Raw genomic sequence first — 16,276 nt, forward strand, 5'->3', positions numbered from 1 at the left:
TTAGAACATAGATTAGCGGAAGACAACGTCCGACCAGCGGGCCAGCCCCTGGGTTACGGAGCCGAAGTCATCGCCGCCCGCAATTGGGATGCCGGGAAGCTGCTGCGCAAGCGCATGTTTAAGCAGCGGTGAGCGAGCGCTGCCGCCGGTGAGGTAAATCACCTCTGGCTTCGCGCTGCTGTTTTCCATCGCCAGCGTAACCTGCTCCAGAATGCGCTGCAGCGGCTGGCTGATGGCGGTTTCCAGCGCCTGCTGGCTGATATCACAGCCCACCTCTTTGGCGATAAACGGCAGCAGAGTGGCAACCTGCTGGCTGTCGGAAAGGGCTATTTTGCTCTCTTCCGCCGCACGTACCAGCCGGTAGCTCAGGCGCTGACGCCAGACTTTTTGCAGGTAGGCCACTTTCTCCGGCTCACGCGAGTCGCGCACCATCTCATTGAGCGAGCGGCCATTAGCTGCGCTGTAAAAGTCGTTTTGCGCCGGAACGTCGTTTATTGCTACCGCGTTCCACCACGGCAGAACCGGGAGCGCGATGCCTTTTTCCGTCTGGCCGCCCATGCCGAGCAGGGGAGCCAGCTGCTTGAAGGCCAGCATAATATCGAGGTCGTTACCGCCAACGCGGCAGCCGCTGTGGCCCAGCAGACTTTGCTCGCGGTCGCGACGACGGTGCCACTCCGGCCCCATCAGCAATACCGAGCAGTCGGTGGTGCCGCCGCCGATATCGACTACCAGCACCTGTTTTTCCTGCTGCAAAGTGGCTTCATAATCCAGCCCGGCCGCTACCGGCTCGAACTGAAACACCACATCGCGGAAGCCTGCCCGGTGCGCTGCGCGTTCCAGAATCCCCTGGGCCTGCCGGTTGGCGTCTTCGCCGCCCAGCCCCTGGAAGTTAATCGGCCTGCCGATAACCGCCTGGTTGATGCTTTCGGTCAGCTGGCTTTCGGCCTGCTTGCGGATATGCAGCATCATGGCGCAGACCAGGTCTTCAAACAGCGCAACCTGCTGCGGTTTCAGGCCGGTAGCGCCGAGGAATGACTTCGGTGATTTAACGAAGTAAACCTCTTCCGGGTCTTCCATATACTGGCGCAGAGAGTCCAGGCCAAACTTCACGCTGCCCGGCAGCACTTCTATGTCTTCTTCGCGGTTGTAGCTTACCGCCCGGCGCAGTAGCGCCTGGGTTTCATCCCCGGTAGCCGGGACTTCGTGATGGCGATAAAGCCATTCGCTCACCGCTTCACGAGTCGGGGCGCAAAGCATGGAGGGAAGCAGCGACGAGCCGTTTTCCATCTCCAGTAATTGTGGCTTGCCGTCGCGCATAATTGCGACCGAGCAGTTCGCCGTTCCGTAGTCAAAACCAATATTCATTTTTGTTTATTTATCCCCATGCCGGTGAGAAGGGGGGCGACTTTAGCCGAATGGCGGGCCGCGGGCAACTGAATATCAAAGCAAGGCAGAAATCGCCGTTTAGCAGTATGATAAATAGTCGATGTATTCTGGCTAATGCCCTTATTCTATTCAGGATTATTTATGTACACCCTTAGCTATCAACCTCCATACGACTGGTCCTGGATCCTCGTTTTTCTGCAAGGGCGTGCCGTAGAGGGCATTGAAGTTGTGACCGCGAGCCGCTACCAGCGGAGTTTTGCCCTGCACGGACATGCCGGCCTGGTCACGCTCGAACCCGACGAGGCTAACCATTGCCTCAGGGTAACGCTGAGCGAAGGCCTGATTGCGGTAGCCGATGAGGTGTTAGGACGCGTAAAACGGCTGCTGGATCTCGACCGAGATCCGCATCAGGTGCTTCACAGCCTCGGTGAGCTTGCGGCGGCTCGCCCTGGCCTGCGCCTGCCCGGCTGCATGGACCCTTTTGAGCAGGCCATACGGGCTATTCTTGGGCAGTTAGTCAGCGTGGCGATGGCATCGAAGCTTACCGGGAAAGTCGCCCGGGCTTACGGTAAACGGCTTGCAGGGCATGAGGACTGGTATCTTTTCCCGGAGGCATCAACGCTGGCGCGTTGCGATGTGCAGCAGCTCAAATCTCTGGGAATGTCGCTGAAGCGGGCGGAGGCCATCGTGCATCTTGCCGGTCTGGTCGAGCAGGGGCTGTTCCCGCTGCTGCAGCCCGATGATGTGGAGCGGGGCGTAAAATCGCTGATGGCTCTGCCGGGCATTGGCCGCTGGACCGCAAGCTACTTTGCCCTGCGCGGCTGGCAGGCCAGCGATGTTTTTCTGCCGGATGATTATTTGATTAAGCAGCGCTTTCCAGACATGACGCCAGCGCAAATCCGGCGCTATGCCGAGCGCTGGCAGCCGTGGCGCTCGTACGCTTTGGTGCATATCTGGTATAGCGACGGCTGGTCGCCGGTCAGTTAATCCCGAAGTAGCTATTGCTCAGCAGAAGCTCAAGCGGCTGCGGCTGAACAATCGTTTCCCCGTAGATTAAATCGACTCCGATCCCGGATAACGTATCCATTACCAGCGGCATATCCGCTGGCCCGGCAATAGTTTGCAGCGCCAGGCGCTGGGCGTGGCCGTGCACGATGGTTATCATCATTTCGTCCATTAAATTGCAGTGAACGTTGAGGATAAGTTCCGGATCAATCATCACATAATCAAACAGCTGGTGGCTTAGGGTATTAAACAGTTCCAGATCGCGCCCGACGTGGCTCAGTATTGTACGGCAGCCCGCCGCACGTAGCTTTTTCAGGTTGGCGTGAACGGGCTCAGGGTTTTCGAGCAGGTCGGCGCTGTTTATCGTTAAATGCAGCAGGCGCGCAGGCGTGCGGGTTTCCCTGAGCCGGTCCAGCAGCTCATCAATAAAGCTATTGCTGGCGAGGCCGGCGCCGGATAGCGGCAGCGCGATGCCAAACCCTTTCATCGTTACCTGCGCGGCAAATTTAACAAAGAATTCGTTAAATACCCGGCGATCCAGGGCGAGATGAAGCGCCGGATCGGCAAGCCCTGCCCGGAAAGCGGGTTCATCGATGACATCACCTTCGCTGCCCCAGAAGCGCAGGGAAAGCAGATAGAAGCAAGTAGACTCCGGGATGCGCGGCGGAGCGACGGCCAGGGCGACCATCAGCAACGGGTTGTCGTCAATTACCCGCCACTGCTCATCCAGCGGCATAGTATCGCGGCCTTGCTCCATATAATGGCGATTCGGTTCGTAGACGGTAACCTGCCCGCGGCCGCTGTTTTTCGAGGCGTAGCAGGCGATATCAGCCTGGGAGAGCACTTCAGAAGCTATCGCGTTATCGCCGTCGATATGCGTTATCCCGGCGCTGGCGCCGATGCGATGCAGACGCCCGTCCCACATGAAATGATAGTCGTTGATGCTGCGAATAATACGTTCGGAAATATAGCGGGCGTTTTCCGTTGAGCAGTCCGGCAGCAGCAGGCCGAATTCGTCCCCGCCGAGGCGCGCAAGGAAATCTCCGGTGCGCAGCATACTCAGCATCATCGCCGCCAGCTCCCGCAGCAGAGCATCTCCGGCGGCGTGGCCCGCCGAGTCATTAACGGCCTTAAAGCGATCGAGATCGATAAAGACCAGCGCATGGCGCTGGCGGTGATCGAGAGCGCCCTGTAGCAACTGCTTGAGATGGTTTTCAAAACTCACCCGGTTGGCCAGGTGAGTCAGGCTATCGTGCGAGGCGCTGTAGCTCAGCTGTTTCAGCATTTTACGGGATTCGGTCACGTCCTGAATAACCAGCACGGAACCAATACTCTGTCCGTCAAGCGTGGTCAGCGGCGTAATGGTGTAATGAATATCGTAGCTGCCGCCGCTGCGGCAATGCAGCACTACATCCTGCTCAATGGCGGTACGAGAGAAATCGCCGCTGTGGATGTTTTCCATCACCGGGCCGTTATCGCCGAAGGTGATGCGCAGTATCGCCAGAATATGCTGGCCGACGGCGTCTTCCTGCGCCCAGCCGCTGAGCTTCTCGGCAATCGGGTTCATAAAGCTGACGTTCATATCGACATCGGTACAAATCACCGCCTCGCCGATAGAGTCGAGCGTGATGTGCAGGCGCTCTTTTTCCTGGTAAAGCGCTTCATTAAGCTGCTTAACCTCGGTCATATCCATATTGATGCCAAGCAGTCTTTCCACGTCGCCGTTTTTATTCAGCACGCGGTTGGCGAGAGAGCGAATATGGCGAATGCCGCCTTTCACGTTGATGCGGAACTCAAGCTTAAACGGGAGGCGATTTTTCAGTGAGTCGCGGATCACCTGCTCTGAATGGGCAAGATCCTCTTTCACCAGGCGCTCAAGCCAAAGCTGGTAGGTCGGCTTAACGTGCTGCGGAACGTCATAAAGTTCGAACATCCGCTTATCCCAGCTGATCACGTCGCTGGTCAGGTCCCACTCCCAAATACCGATCCCGCCCGCCTCGTTGGCAAGCGTAATGCGTTCCATCAGGCGTTTGTTGATCCACTCGGTATGCTTCAGGTCGTTAATGTCTTCAATCTGTGCAATGTAGTAGAGCGGGGAGCCGTCGGTATTGCGCACCACGGAAACTGTCAGCATCGCCCACACCACGTTGCCCGCGCTGGTGTAATAGCGCTTCTCCATTGAGTAGCTATTGATCTGGCCGGCGGCCAGCTTGCTAAGGTGCTGAAGGTCGAGATTTAAATCTTCAGGCCAGGTAATTTCCTGAAAGGTGAGGTTGCCCAGCTCTTCGCCGGAATAGCCGAGGAACTTGCACAGCGATTTATTCACCTGGATCCATTTACCTTCGGTAGAGACCAGCGCCATGCCGATAGCGGAATATTCCATCGCATTGCGAAAACGAGTTTCGCTCTCGGTGATGTGCTTACGCTCTATGCGCGAAGAGTACATCACCATGGTGATGACGTTTGCCGGTAACAGAATCAGCAAGAACGGCAGCCACGGAGCATACTCCAGCACTTTTGGATGCGGCGTGGAAAGCGGCATTTTTCCGATCGCGATTATCGCGGAAACCATCATCAGCGTGGCAAGGAAGATAATAAAGGCTTCCAGGCGAGGCAGGCGGATAGCGCTCCACATCAGAATGACGATAATAAAAGTGAACGGCCACGGCAGGTAAATAAGCGATAAATAGCTCAGGCCCAGGGTAATGGCGAACGTAGCCAGCGTTTCAAACAACAGCGAGGTTTTACGGTGGCGCAGCAGGTAGTAAGGCTTGAAAAGCAGGCCAGCAGGCATCAGAGCCAGCGCACCTATTGATTCCGAGAGTACCCAGATAAGGAAGGTTTTCAGGGTTGTAGAGTCAACCGGGGTCGGCAGCAGAACGACCAGCAGCCCGCCAACCAGCGGCGGGATAGCCGCGCTGCAAATTGCCAGCTTGCTCCAGTTATTAAGCGTTTGCAGCGGATTTTTGCGCGGTAAAAAGCGGCGCAGCAGTATGGCCCCGAGCAGCGCCTCAAGCACATTAATAGAGGTGAGGATCAGGTTTAGCCAGCTCGGCGGGTAGAGCAAAAGACTTGCCGCCAGACTCCCTGCGGCGCAGGCCAGAGCAATAACCGGCCAGCGATGCAGCGGGTTGCGGAAGAAGGCGGCCATCATCACCGATGTCGTGAACCAAATAGGAACCAAATCAGTTCCCTTGAGGGTCAGCTCCATCGAGTAAAGGGTAAAAATAAAACTTAAAATCGCCAGGCCGACCAGCAGTATCAGCAAATGGAGGGCGGTATCAGTTTGTCTGTTTTTTATAATCATAACCGCAAATCCGCTTAGACACTGCCGCCAGGAGCAACGCCCGGATGCATATAAATAAAGAATCGGTTTATGCTAGTACAAACGTTTTACAATTCCTATGCTCGGCTGTCAGAATTTACCTACAGAGCGTCAGAAATTGCGTAGTCAAATCACGTAATTAAATAATTCCACTCTAACTGACCGCTTTACGCCTCCATGAGGCGATTACACCGCAACTTTCTGTTGAGCAAGGCGGGTAAATTAGCGAATGCGGCGGGTAAGAGGCTGGTATCAAACAGCGGTTGTCCCTATAATTGCCGCGTTTGACGCCCTCCGCGTCGTCCTTCCATCACTTTTAGTATTCAGGCCGTAAATAATATGACCGATCAGTCTCATCAATGCGTCATCATCGGGATAGCCGGCGCATCGGCTTCAGGGAAAAGCCTCATTGCCAGCACGCTGTATCGTGAACTGCGCGAGCAAGTCGGCGATGAACACATTGGTGTCATTCCGGAAGACAGTTATTACAAAGATCAAAGCCATCTGTCGATGGAAGAACGTGTAAAAACCAACTACGACCACCCCAGCGCAATGGACCATAACCTGCTGTTTCAGCATCTGCAAACGCTGAAGTCAGGCAAGGCTATTGAACTGCCGGTGTACAGCTATGTCGAGCACACCCGTACCGACCAGACGATTCACCTGGTGCCAAAGAAAGTTATTATTCTTGAAGGCATTTTGCTGCTGACAGATGCCCGTCTGCGCCAGGAAATGAACTTCTCTATTTTCGTTGATACTCCGCTGGACATCTGCCTGATGCGCCGCATGAAGCGGGATGTTAACGAGCGCGGTCGTTCAATGGACTCGGTGATGGCGCAGTACCAGAAGACGGTTCGTCCAATGTTCCTGCAGTTTATCGAACCTTCTAAACAGTACGCCGATATCATCGTGCCTCGCGGGGGTAAAAACCGCATTGCTATTGATATTCTGAAAGCCAAAATCAGTCAGTTCTTTGAATGATGACCGTCCGCGAGCGAGCGTAAGCCGCTCGCCTTTATGTTGAACCCCATGCTGAACGCCCGGTGGCTATCGAAGCCGCTCTGTGGCAGTGTGGGTAAAACTGAGATTGATAAGGAGAATTTGCGATGCGTCTTTGCGATCGTGATATCGAAGCCTGGCTGGATGACGGCCGTTTAGCAATTACGCCACGCCCGCCGATTGAACGCATTAATGGCGCAACGGTGGATGTCCGCCTGGGCAATAAATTCCGCACCTTCAGCGGCCACACGGCTGCCTTTATCGATCTCAGTGGCCCAAAAGATGAAGTTAGCGCTGCGCTCGAGCGCGTAATGAGCGACGAGATTGTGCTAAAAGAAGGGGATGCGTTCTTTCTGCATCCCGGCGAACTGGCGCTGGCGGTCACGCTTGAGTCGGTCACCCTGCCGGATGACTTAGTGGGCTGGCTCGATGGACGCTCGTCGCTAGCTCGCCTCGGCCTGATGGTTCACGTAACCGCGCACCGTATCGATCCCGGCTGGCATGGCTGCATCGTGCTCGAATTCTACAATTCAGGCAAACTGCCGCTGGCCTTGCGCCCGGGCATGATGATTGGCGCTCTCAGCTTTGAGCCGCTCTCCGGCCCGGCCGCTCGCCCTTATAACCGCCGCCAGGACGCCAAATATCGCGACCAGCAGGGCGCGGTAGCAAGCCGTATCGATAAAGACTAAATCGCCGTCCTTTACCCGCAAACTGGCGGGTAAAATGGAGAATGTTATGAGACGACTTTTAACCACGTTGATGATTCTGCTGGTCGTGCTGGTGGCAGGCCTGACCTCACTGGTGTTGATGGTTAACCCCAACGACTTTCGTGGTTATATGGTGCGTCAGGTTGAAGCCCGCAGCGGCTACAACCTTCAGCTCGACGGGCCGCTGCGCTGGCACGTCTGGCCGCAGCTCAGTATTTTATCTGGCCGCATGTCGTTAACCGCACCGGGCGCCAGCCAGCCAGTGGTCAGCGCCGACAATATGCGCCTTGACGTGGCGTTAATTCCGCTGCTTTCCCACCAACTGCAGGTGCGCCAGGTGATGCTTAAGGGCGCGGTGATTCAACTGACCCCCGAAGCAGAGGCCCAGCGCGCAAAAAATGCGCCGGTAGTGCCGAAGGGAACCATCAGCGACCCGGATGCCACGCGCGGCTGGTCGTTTGATGTTTCCAGACTGAAAGTCGTCGACAGCGTTCTGGTATTCCAGCGCGGCAGCGACGAGCAGGTGACCGTTCGCAATATTAACCTGCAAATGGAGCAGGACGATAAGCGGCAGGCGCATGTTGAATTCAGCAGCCGAATCACCCGCGACCAGCGTGATTTGACGCTGTCGCTGACCGCCGATGTTAACGTCAGCGATTACCCGCAACAGATTACCGCCAACCTTAGCCAACTTAACTACCAGTTACAGGGGGCTGCTCTTCCGCCTTCGGGCATTAGCGGTGCGGGTTCGTTACAGCTGGGATGGCGCAGCGAAAATAACCAGCTTTCCCTGAGTCAGCTCCAGATAACCGCCAACGACAGCGATTTGCAGGGAGATGCCAGCGTTCTGATGCAGGATAAGCCGGAGTGGAAGGTGAATCTGCACTCTCGCCTGCTAAACCTCGACAAGCTTGTAGTAAATTCCTCCTCTGCTGCGGGCGATGGTGCAAATCAACAGGCTCAGCAGGCGGCGGCGCAAAACCGGCCCAGCCCGGTGATTGCCCAGGAAGCGGGGGAGTCCGATTACCGCGACCTGCGTGATTTTAATGCCGGGGTGAATATCACGGCTGACGCGGTGCGCTGGCGCGGGCTGGCGTTTAGCGATGTTCAGTCGGCGCTGGCTAACCAGGACGGCATACTGACCATTAGCCAGCTCAACGGTAAACTGGGGCAGGGCACGCTCTCGCTGCCCGGCGTGCTTGATGCCAGCGGCGCGCAGCCGAAACTCAGCTTCCAGCCGCAGGTTAAGAACATTGAAATTGCCAGTATTCTGACCGCCTTCGACTATCCGATAGCGTTAAGCGGCCAGTTCTCCATGAGCGGTGAATTCTCCGGCGATCATCTTAACGCCGAAGCTTTCCGCAGCAGCTGGCAGGGCGATGCTCAGCTTGAGCTGGCGCATTCCCGGCTTCAGGGCATGAACTTCCAGCAGTTGATTCAGCAGGCGGTGAGCCGCAGTAATTCAGGTGTGGATGCTCAGCAGAGCAGTGAAAACGTCACCGAGCTTAACCATTTCACCACGCAGGCCTCGCTGGATAACGGTGAACTGGCGCTCAATAACATGGTCGGCGAGTCCAATGTGCTGTCACTAACCGGCCAGGGAACGATGGATCTGGTGAAAGAAACTTGCGACACCAATTTTGCCATCAAAGTAAATGGCGGCTGGCAGGGAAGCGACAGCAAGCTGATTGAAGTCCTGAAAACGACCCCGATTCCGCTACGTGTATACGGCCCGTGGCAGGAGCTGAATTACACCCTGCAGGTCGATCAGGTGCTACGTAAACAGCTTCAGGATGAAGCCAAACGCCGCCTTAATGACTGGCTGGATAAGCATAAAGATAGCGATAATGCGAAGGATGCGAAGCAGCTGCTTAAAAAGCTTTAGCGTTCTGGCTGATGCAAACAAAACCCGGCAAATCGCCGGGTTTTTTTATACTTCATAATCCAGCGCATCATCCGCTAGCAGCGTTTCTATCTGCACTTTATTGACGCGGTGATTTTTCACCTCCAGCGTTTTTAGCCGATAATTACCGACCTCAACGCTCTCACCCTGAGCAGGAATATGTTGCAGGTGCTCCATCAGCAGCCCAGCGATGGTGTGATATTCACGCTTTTCGTCGAGGGGCAGCGCAATATACTGCACCAGATCTTCGAGCGGCATGTGGCCGTTGGCTGTCCAGCTGCCGTCCGGGTTTTTCTGAATATCGTGGCGGGCATCAATCTCTTCGATTTCGTTTGGCAGGTTCCCGGCAATGGTTTCCATCACGTCGCTAAGCGTCACCACGCCTTCGACCGAACCAAATTCATCCACCACAAAAGCGAAGTGGGTACGTGCGGTGCGGAACTGCTCCAGCGCCTGAAGCAAAGGCAGCGCTTCCGGGAACACCAGCGGCTGGCGAATCAGTGGAGCAATGTCCAGCGTTTCGCCGTGAAGCGACTGGTGCAGCAGGTCAATAACGTGCACAACGCCAAGAATTTCGTCCCCCTCATCGGTGACGACGATACGCGTATGCTGATTTTTGTCCAGCAGCTCAAGAAGCTGTTCCTGAGGGGCGGCAATATTCAGATATTCCACGTCATGGCGGGAAGTCATAATGCTGCTGACGCTGCGCTGGTTAAGGTGCAGCACGCGTTCAATCATCCGCGTTTCCTGAGGATTAAACACTTCGTCAAACGGACTGCCGTCGGCTATCAGCGAGGCGGTTTGCGCATCAAGCTCGGCTTCTTCCTTCTTACCATTTAGCAGCCGCAATACCGCTTCGGCGGTGCGCTCGCGCAATGACTGGTTGGCGGAAAGAAAGCGCCGACGGTTGAATATCGCCAGCTGGTTCAGGGATTCAATCATCACCGAGAAACCTATCGCCGCGTACAGATAGCCTTTGGGGATTTGGTAGCCAAAGCCGTCCGCCACGAGGCTAAAACCAATCATCAGCAGGAAGCTGAGGCAGAGGATAACAATAGTCGGGTGGCTGTTAACGAAGCGCGTCAGGGATTTGCTTGCCAGCACCATCAGGCAGATAGCGATAACCACGGCGGCCATCATCACCGCCAGATGATCGACCATGCCCACAGCGGTGACTACGGAATCAAGAGAGAAAACCGCATCAAGAATCACTATCTGGGCGACTACCGGCCAGAATTTGGCCCCGCGCTTTTGCGCGTGGTGCTCTGAGTCCTTACCCTCGAGGCGTTCATTAAGCTCCATCGTCGCTTTAAACAGCAGGAACAGGCCGCCCAGCAGCATGATTAAATCCCGGGCGCTAAAGCTGAACGACTGAATGCTGAACAGGGGGCGGGTAAGGGTGACCAGCCACGAAATAGAGGCCAGCAGCAGCAAGCGCATCACCATCGCCAGCAGCAGGCCGGTGACGCGGGCGCGGTCGCGCAGCTTGGCAGGGAGCTTTTCGGCAAGGATGGCAATGAACACTAAATTATCAATGCCAAGAACCAGTTCGAGAACGACCAGGGTAACTAACCCGGCCCAAATTGAAGGGTCGGCAATCCATTCCATGCGGGGTTTACAACCTTTTGACCTGTGGCAAATGCCACAGTGAAATGATGGATAATCGTGTGACAAAAAGCAACGCCCGACTGAGATTAATCCGTAATGGCTTATATTTTTTCTCAGACTAATACCAACAACTTCCCGTTAATTAATGTGGGTAATTAATTGGGCTTTGTATTCATTTATTTTAATAGGCGTTGATAGGCTATGAGATATATCTGTATAGGTTAGGGTTGTTTGTCTGATTATTTTATTGTCAATATAAAGAAATTCCTAAAAGATTATTATTGCGCGGTTCATATTATTCTTAAAAGTCCGGTTGCGGCCTGTTGTCTCCTTGCCTGCACGGATTTAAGCTGCAACAATCTTTATCGATGATTAGCAATAGATGTATTTTTTATACATTGGTTAATGGTTCGCCTCAGCGTTTCTATAAGCTCTGATTGTTAGAATTGAATATCTTTATGGATATTTCAACGCGTCAATCAATTAAGATTGTTTAACTTTTCAGTAGGTTGGTGACTGTGAGCCAGGGGCGGTAGCGTGCCCGGATGCGGCCAAATAAAAGCAGGTCATGGAGTCATCGGAGTGCCGGAAAATATACTGACTTTAGGAATAATGCCAGTTATCTCGCTCCTCGAATATGTTCAATTCTGTACTTCATTCTCTCGGCTAATTGCTTGCTTTATTCGCTCAGGATAATTACTCAGCCATAGTGATAAATACTCAATGATAAAATACAAACTTAAGTTGATGCCTTTATTGGTGTCGGTAACCCTGATGAGCGGCTGTACGGTATTTCCGGGCAGCAATATGTCCAGCTCGGGAAAAGACGTCATCAAACAACAGGATGCGGACTTCGATCTTGACCGAATGGTGAATGTTTATCCGCTGACTCCACGCCTGGTTGAACAGCTGAGGACGCGCCCGGCCGTTGCCCAGCCAAATGTAGAGCTGGATAAAGAGATTGCCAATTATCAGTATCGGGTCGGCCCGGGAGACGTGTTAAGCGTCACGGTCTGGGATCACCCGGAATTAACCACCCCCGCCGGTCAGTACCGCAGTTCCAGCGATACCGGCAACTGGGTACAGTCCGACGGCACGATGTTCTATCCGTACGTGGGCAAAATCAGCGTCACCGGTAAAACATTGGCAGAAATTCGCAGCGATATTACCCGCCGCCTTGCGCAGTACATCGCCGAACCTCAGGTAGACGTTAATATTGCCGCCTTCCGCTCCCAAAAAGCCTACGTTTCCGGGCAGGTCAATAAATCAGGGCAGCAACCGATCACCAACGTTCCGCTGACTATTCTTGATGCGATAAATGCCGCCGGCGGCCTGACGGATGCTGCTGACTGGCGCAATGTCGTTCTGACCCATAACGGGCAGGAAAAACGTATTTCGCTCCAGGCGCTGATGCAAAACGGCGACCTTAGCCAGAACCATCTGCTCTACCCGAGCGATATTCTGTTTGTGCCGCGCAATGACGACCTGAAAGTGTTCGTGATGGGTGAAGTGAAAAAACAAACCACCTTGAGAATGGACTTCAGCGGCATGACGCTGACCGAGGCGCTGGGCCAGGCCGAAGGTATCGATCTTACCTCCTCAAACGCCAGCGGCGTCTTCGTTATTCGCCCGCTCAAAGGCAAAAACCAGCAAAACGGCAAGATTGCCAGTATCTACCAGCTTGATATGTCCGACGCGACTTCGCTGGTGATGGGTACCGAATTCCAGCTACAGCCTTATGACGTTGTTTATGTCACCACCGCGCCGGTAACCCGCTGGAATCGCCTGATCAACCAGCTTCTGCCAACCATCAGCGGCGTTCGCTACATGACGGATACCGCCAAAGATATTCACACCTGGTAACCCGCTATGTTCAACAAAATACTTGTAGTTTGCGTGGGGAACATTTGCCGTTCCCCTACGGCTGAACGGCTGCTGAAACAGTACCAGCCGGGGCTTAGCGTCAGCTCTGCGGGGCTGGGGGCATTAGTAGGCAAAGGGGCCGATATCGGTGCGGTTGAGGTGGCGGGGCGGCATAACTTGTCGCTGGAAGGGCACCTTGCCCGCCAGGTTAGCGGGCGGCTGTGCCGGGAGCAGGACCTGATTCTGGCGATGGAAAAACGTCATATCACCGCGCTATGTGAAATAGCGCCGGAGATGCGCGGCAAAGTGATGCTCTTTGGTCACTGGGATGCAGAGCGGGAAATTCCCGATCCGTACCGCAAGAGCCGCGATGCTTTCGAAGCGGTCTATAGCATGCTCGACCTTTCTGCCCAGAAGTGGGCTAACGCACTTAAAGCTCATCAGGGATAACAATGACAGACAAAGCACGCCGTTCGAGCGCCCCGACCGAGGGCAATGATGAAATTGATATCGGCCGTTTACTGGGCACCGTGCTGGAGGCTCGCTGGTGGGTTATCGGCATTACCGGGCTTTTTGCCGCGCTGGCGATAGTTTACGCCCTGTTCGCCACCCCGGTTTATAAAGCCGATGCGCTGGTGCAAATTGAACAAAACGCGGGTAATACACTGGTCAACGACATCAGTTCCGCACTCAGCAATAAACCACCGGCCTCGGCTGCGGAAATACAGTTGATTCAGTCCCGCCTGGTCCTTGGCAAGACGGTTGATGACCTGAACCTGGATATTTCGGTGACTAAAAACACCTTCTGGTTGTTTGGGGCCGGCTGGGATCGGCTTCACGGGCATCAGAACGATACGGTCAACGTGACGGCCTTCAACCTGCCGTCGGGGATGAATAAAGATACCTTCACCGTCGAAGTTCTTAACGGGAAGCAATATCAGCTCACCAGCGATAATGGTTTTAGCGCCAAAGGTGAAGTGGGGCAGACGCTGAGTAAAAACGGCGTCACCATGAAAGTGGACGGCATTCAGGCTCGCCCGGGCGACAGCTTTACGGTGGTGAAATATTCCACGCTCGGGATGGTAAACCAGCTGCTGGGGAACCTGACGGTAACTGAAAACGGCAAAGATACCGGCGTACTTAGCCTTTCTTATACCGGGGAAGATAAAGACCAGATCCGCGCTATCCTCGACAGCATCACCCGTAATTACCTTGCGCAGAACATCCAGCGCAAATCGGAAGAAGCGGCGAAAAGCCTGAAGTTCCTCGCTGAACAACTGCCCGAGGTTCGCAACAATCTGGATGCCGCAGAAAACAAGCTTAATGCTTATCGCCAGCAGCAGGACTCGGTAGATCTTTCTCTGGAAGCGAAGTCGGTGCTCGATACCATGGTTAACATCGACTCCCAGTTGAACGAGTTGACCTTCAGGGAAGCAGAAATCTCCAAGCTGTATACCAAAGCGCACCCGGCTTACCGCACCTTGCTGGAAAAACGCAAAACGCTGGAAGACGAGAAAGCCCGCCTGAATAATCGCGTCACCGCGATGCCAAAAACCCAGCAGGAAATTGTGCGCCTGACCCGCGATGTGGAGTCCGGCCAGCAGGTTTACATGCAGCTGCTGAATAAGCAGCAGGAGCTGAAAATTACCGAGGCCAGCACCGTAGGCGATGTACGTATCGTTGACCCGGCGATTACCCAGCCGGGCATTGTTAAGCCACAGAGAGCACTGGTGGTGCTGGGCAGTATTATTCTTGGCCTGATTGTTTCGATTATCGGCGTGCTGCTGCGTTCGCTGTTCAACGGCGGCATCGAAAGCCCGACGACTCTGGAAGAGGCTGGCCTCAGCGTTTACGCCAGCATCCCGCTTTCCGAATGGCAGAAAACTCGTGACCACGCCAATGTGCGCAACGTCAAAGGGGCCAAACGCCATAAACAGAGTCAACTGCTGGCGGTGGGTAATCCAACCGACCTTGCCATCGAGGCTATCCGTAGCCTGCGAACCAGCCTTCACTTTGCCATGATGCAGGCGCCTAACAACGTCCTGATGCTCACCGGCGTCAGCCCGTCTATCGGTAAAACGTTCGTCTGTGCCAACCTTGCGGCGGTCATCAGCCAGACCAACAAGCGTGTGCTGCTGATGGACTGCGATATGCGTAAAGGCTACACCCATGAACTGCTGGGAACGACAAACGCCAACGGTCTGTCAGACGTGCTTTCCGGGCAGGGCGATATTAGCCGCTGCGCGCAGAAAACCTCGGTGCCGAACTTCGACCTGATCCCGCGTGGGCAGGTGCCCGCTAACCCTTCAGAGCTGCTGATGAACGAACGATTTGCTCAACTGGTGAAATGGGCAAGCGAGAACTACGACCTGGTACTGATAGATACCCCGCCAATCCTTGCCGTAACGGACGCAGCAATTATCGGTCGCCACGCGGGCACCACGCTGATGGTGGCTCGTTACGCCGTGAACACGCTCAAAGAGGTTGAGACCAGCGTTGGGCGCTTCGAGCAAAACGGTATTACGGTTCGCGGCGTGATCCTTAACTCGATCTTCCGCAGAGCAACCGGCTACCAGGATTACGGTTACTACGAATATGAATATAAGTCGGACGCTAAATAAGGTGATGACCATGAACAGCAGCGCAGACTGCCCGCTTATCTCTATTTATATGCCTACGTGGAACCGGCAGCAGTTGGCCATTCGCGCCATTAAGTCGGTATTGCGTCAGGATTATACTCACTGGGAAATGATTATCGTCGACGACTGCTCGGCTAATTTTCAACAGCTTCAGCAGTTTGTTGAGGAGCTTGGCGATCCGCGCGTGCGTTACATCCATAACGACGTTAATAGCGGTGCCTGTTCGGTGCGCAACCAGGCTATCGGGCTGGCGCAGGGGCGGTTTGTCACCGGTATTGACGACGACGACGAGTGGACGCCCAACCGGCTGTCTACTTTCCTCTCTCATCAGCATCAGCTGGTCACGCATGCCTTCCTGTATGCCAACGATTATCTGTGTCAGGGGCAGGTTTATTCCCAGCCGGGTAGTTTGCCGCTGTATCCGAAGTCACCTTACTCTCTGAAGCTGTTTTATAAGCGTAATATTATTGGCAATCAGGTGTTTACCTACGCTGAACGCTTTAAAAACTGCCTGTTCGATACAACGTTAAAGGCGGCTCAGGATTACGATATTTTCCTGCGTATGGTGGTCGAGTACGGCCAGCCGTGGAAGCTGGAAGAGGCCACGCAAATCCTGCATGTGAACCACGGGGAAATGCAGATAACCCAATCGCCGAAGAAGTTTTCCGGTTATTTCCACTTCTACCGCAAGCACAAGGACAAGTTCGACCGCGCCAGTAAGAAATACCAGCTCTACACCCTTTACCAGATTCGTAATAAGCGCATGTCGATGCGTACTTTGCTGGCGCTGCTGACCGTGCGTAATACCAAGCGTCTGGCCGACAGCCTGCGGGGGAAATAA

At 54.6% G+C, this 16,276-nt stretch carries 11 protein-coding genes; 8 read left to right on the forward strand and 3 right to left on the reverse strand.

Going from position 1 to position 16,276, the window contains the following annotated elements:
- Nucleotides 1-12 precede the first annotated feature (12 nt).
- Nucleotides 13-1,365 carry a molecular chaperone gene (gene yegD / locus FOC35_RS16260; protein WP_172569489.1) on the reverse strand — a complete coding sequence of 451 codons (1,353 nt, stop codon included), beginning with the start codon at nucleotides 1,363-1,365 and terminating at the stop codon, nucleotides 13-15.
- A gap of 162 nt (nucleotides 1,366-1,527) precedes the next feature.
- Between yegD and alkA the strand changes: the two genes are divergently transcribed.
- A complete protein-coding gene (alkA, locus tag FOC35_RS16265) occupies nucleotides 1,528-2,373 on the forward strand; it encodes a DNA-3-methyladenine glycosylase 2 (protein WP_172569490.1) in 846 nt (281 codons plus the stop codon).
- On the opposite strand, the gene FOC35_RS16270 is transcribed toward alkA, so the two are convergent.
- On the reverse strand, nucleotides 2,366-5,698 hold the full coding sequence (locus FOC35_RS16270) for a diguanylate cyclase (protein WP_172569491.1): 3,333 nt from the start codon (nucleotides 5,696-5,698) through the stop codon (nucleotides 2,366-2,368). The two genes, alkA and FOC35_RS16270, sit on opposite strands and share 8 nt — an antisense overlap.
- Nucleotides 5,699-6,055: 357 nt before the next feature.
- On the opposite strand from FOC35_RS16270, the gene udk reads away from it, so the two are divergent.
- The 3 genes from udk to asmA all read left to right on the forward strand — a co-directional run bounded on the left by udk (nucleotide 6,056) and on the right by asmA (nucleotide 9,307).
- Entirely contained in the window at nucleotides 6,056-6,697 is a 642-nt protein-coding gene (gene udk / locus FOC35_RS16275; RefSeq protein ID WP_016537251.1) for a uridine kinase, read from the forward strand.
- A gap of 125 nt (nucleotides 6,698-6,822) precedes the next feature.
- Entirely contained in the window at nucleotides 6,823-7,404 is a 582-nt protein-coding gene (gene dcd / locus FOC35_RS16280; RefSeq protein ID WP_016537250.1) for a dCTP deaminase, read from the forward strand.
- 46 nt (nucleotides 7,405-7,450) lie between these two features.
- Complete coding sequence (gene asmA, locus FOC35_RS16285; RefSeq protein WP_172569492.1) at nucleotides 7,451-9,307, forward strand: outer membrane assembly protein AsmA; 1,857 nt, start codon at nucleotides 7,451-7,453, stop codon at nucleotides 9,305-9,307.
- Nucleotides 9,308-9,352: 45 nt separating this feature from the next.
- On the opposite strand, the gene FOC35_RS16290 is transcribed toward asmA, so the two are convergent.
- Nucleotides 9,353-10,933 (reverse strand): TerC family protein, encoded by a 1,581-nt coding sequence (locus tag FOC35_RS16290; protein WP_172569493.1) that lies wholly within the window; start codon nucleotides 10,931-10,933, stop codon nucleotides 9,353-9,355.
- Between the two features lie 723 nt (nucleotides 10,934-11,656).
- On the opposite strand from FOC35_RS16290, the gene FOC35_RS16295 reads away from it, so the two are divergent.
- From FOC35_RS16295 to wcaA, 4 genes are read left to right on the forward strand one after another with little or no spacing between them, the layout of a single operon-like run.
- Complete coding sequence (locus FOC35_RS16295; protein WP_016537247.1) at nucleotides 11,657-12,796, forward strand: polysaccharide export protein; 1,140 nt, start codon at nucleotides 11,657-11,659, stop codon at nucleotides 12,794-12,796.
- A 6-nt stretch (nucleotides 12,797-12,802) separates the two neighbouring features.
- Entirely contained in the window at nucleotides 12,803-13,246 is a 444-nt protein-coding gene (gene wzb / locus FOC35_RS16300) for a low molecular weight protein-tyrosine-phosphatase Wzb (RefSeq protein ID WP_016537246.1), read from the forward strand.
- A 2-nt stretch (nucleotides 13,247-13,248) separates the two neighbouring features.
- Nucleotides 13,249-15,417, forward strand: coding sequence for a tyrosine-protein kinase Wzc (gene wzc, locus FOC35_RS16305; protein WP_172569494.1), 2,169 nt, complete (start codon nucleotides 13,249-13,251; stop codon nucleotides 15,415-15,417).
- A gap of 10 nt (nucleotides 15,418-15,427) precedes the next feature.
- Nucleotides 15,428-16,276 carry a colanic acid biosynthesis glycosyltransferase WcaA gene (wcaA, locus tag FOC35_RS16310; protein WP_172569495.1) on the forward strand — a complete coding sequence of 283 codons (849 nt, stop codon included), beginning with the start codon at nucleotides 15,428-15,430 and terminating at the stop codon, nucleotides 16,274-16,276.

Origin of the sequence: Cedecea sp. FDAARGOS_727, from assembly GCF_012273235.1 — a bacterium.
GTDB classification, from domain to species: domain Bacteria; phylum Pseudomonadota; class Gammaproteobacteria; order Enterobacterales; family Enterobacteriaceae; genus Cedecea; species Cedecea davisae.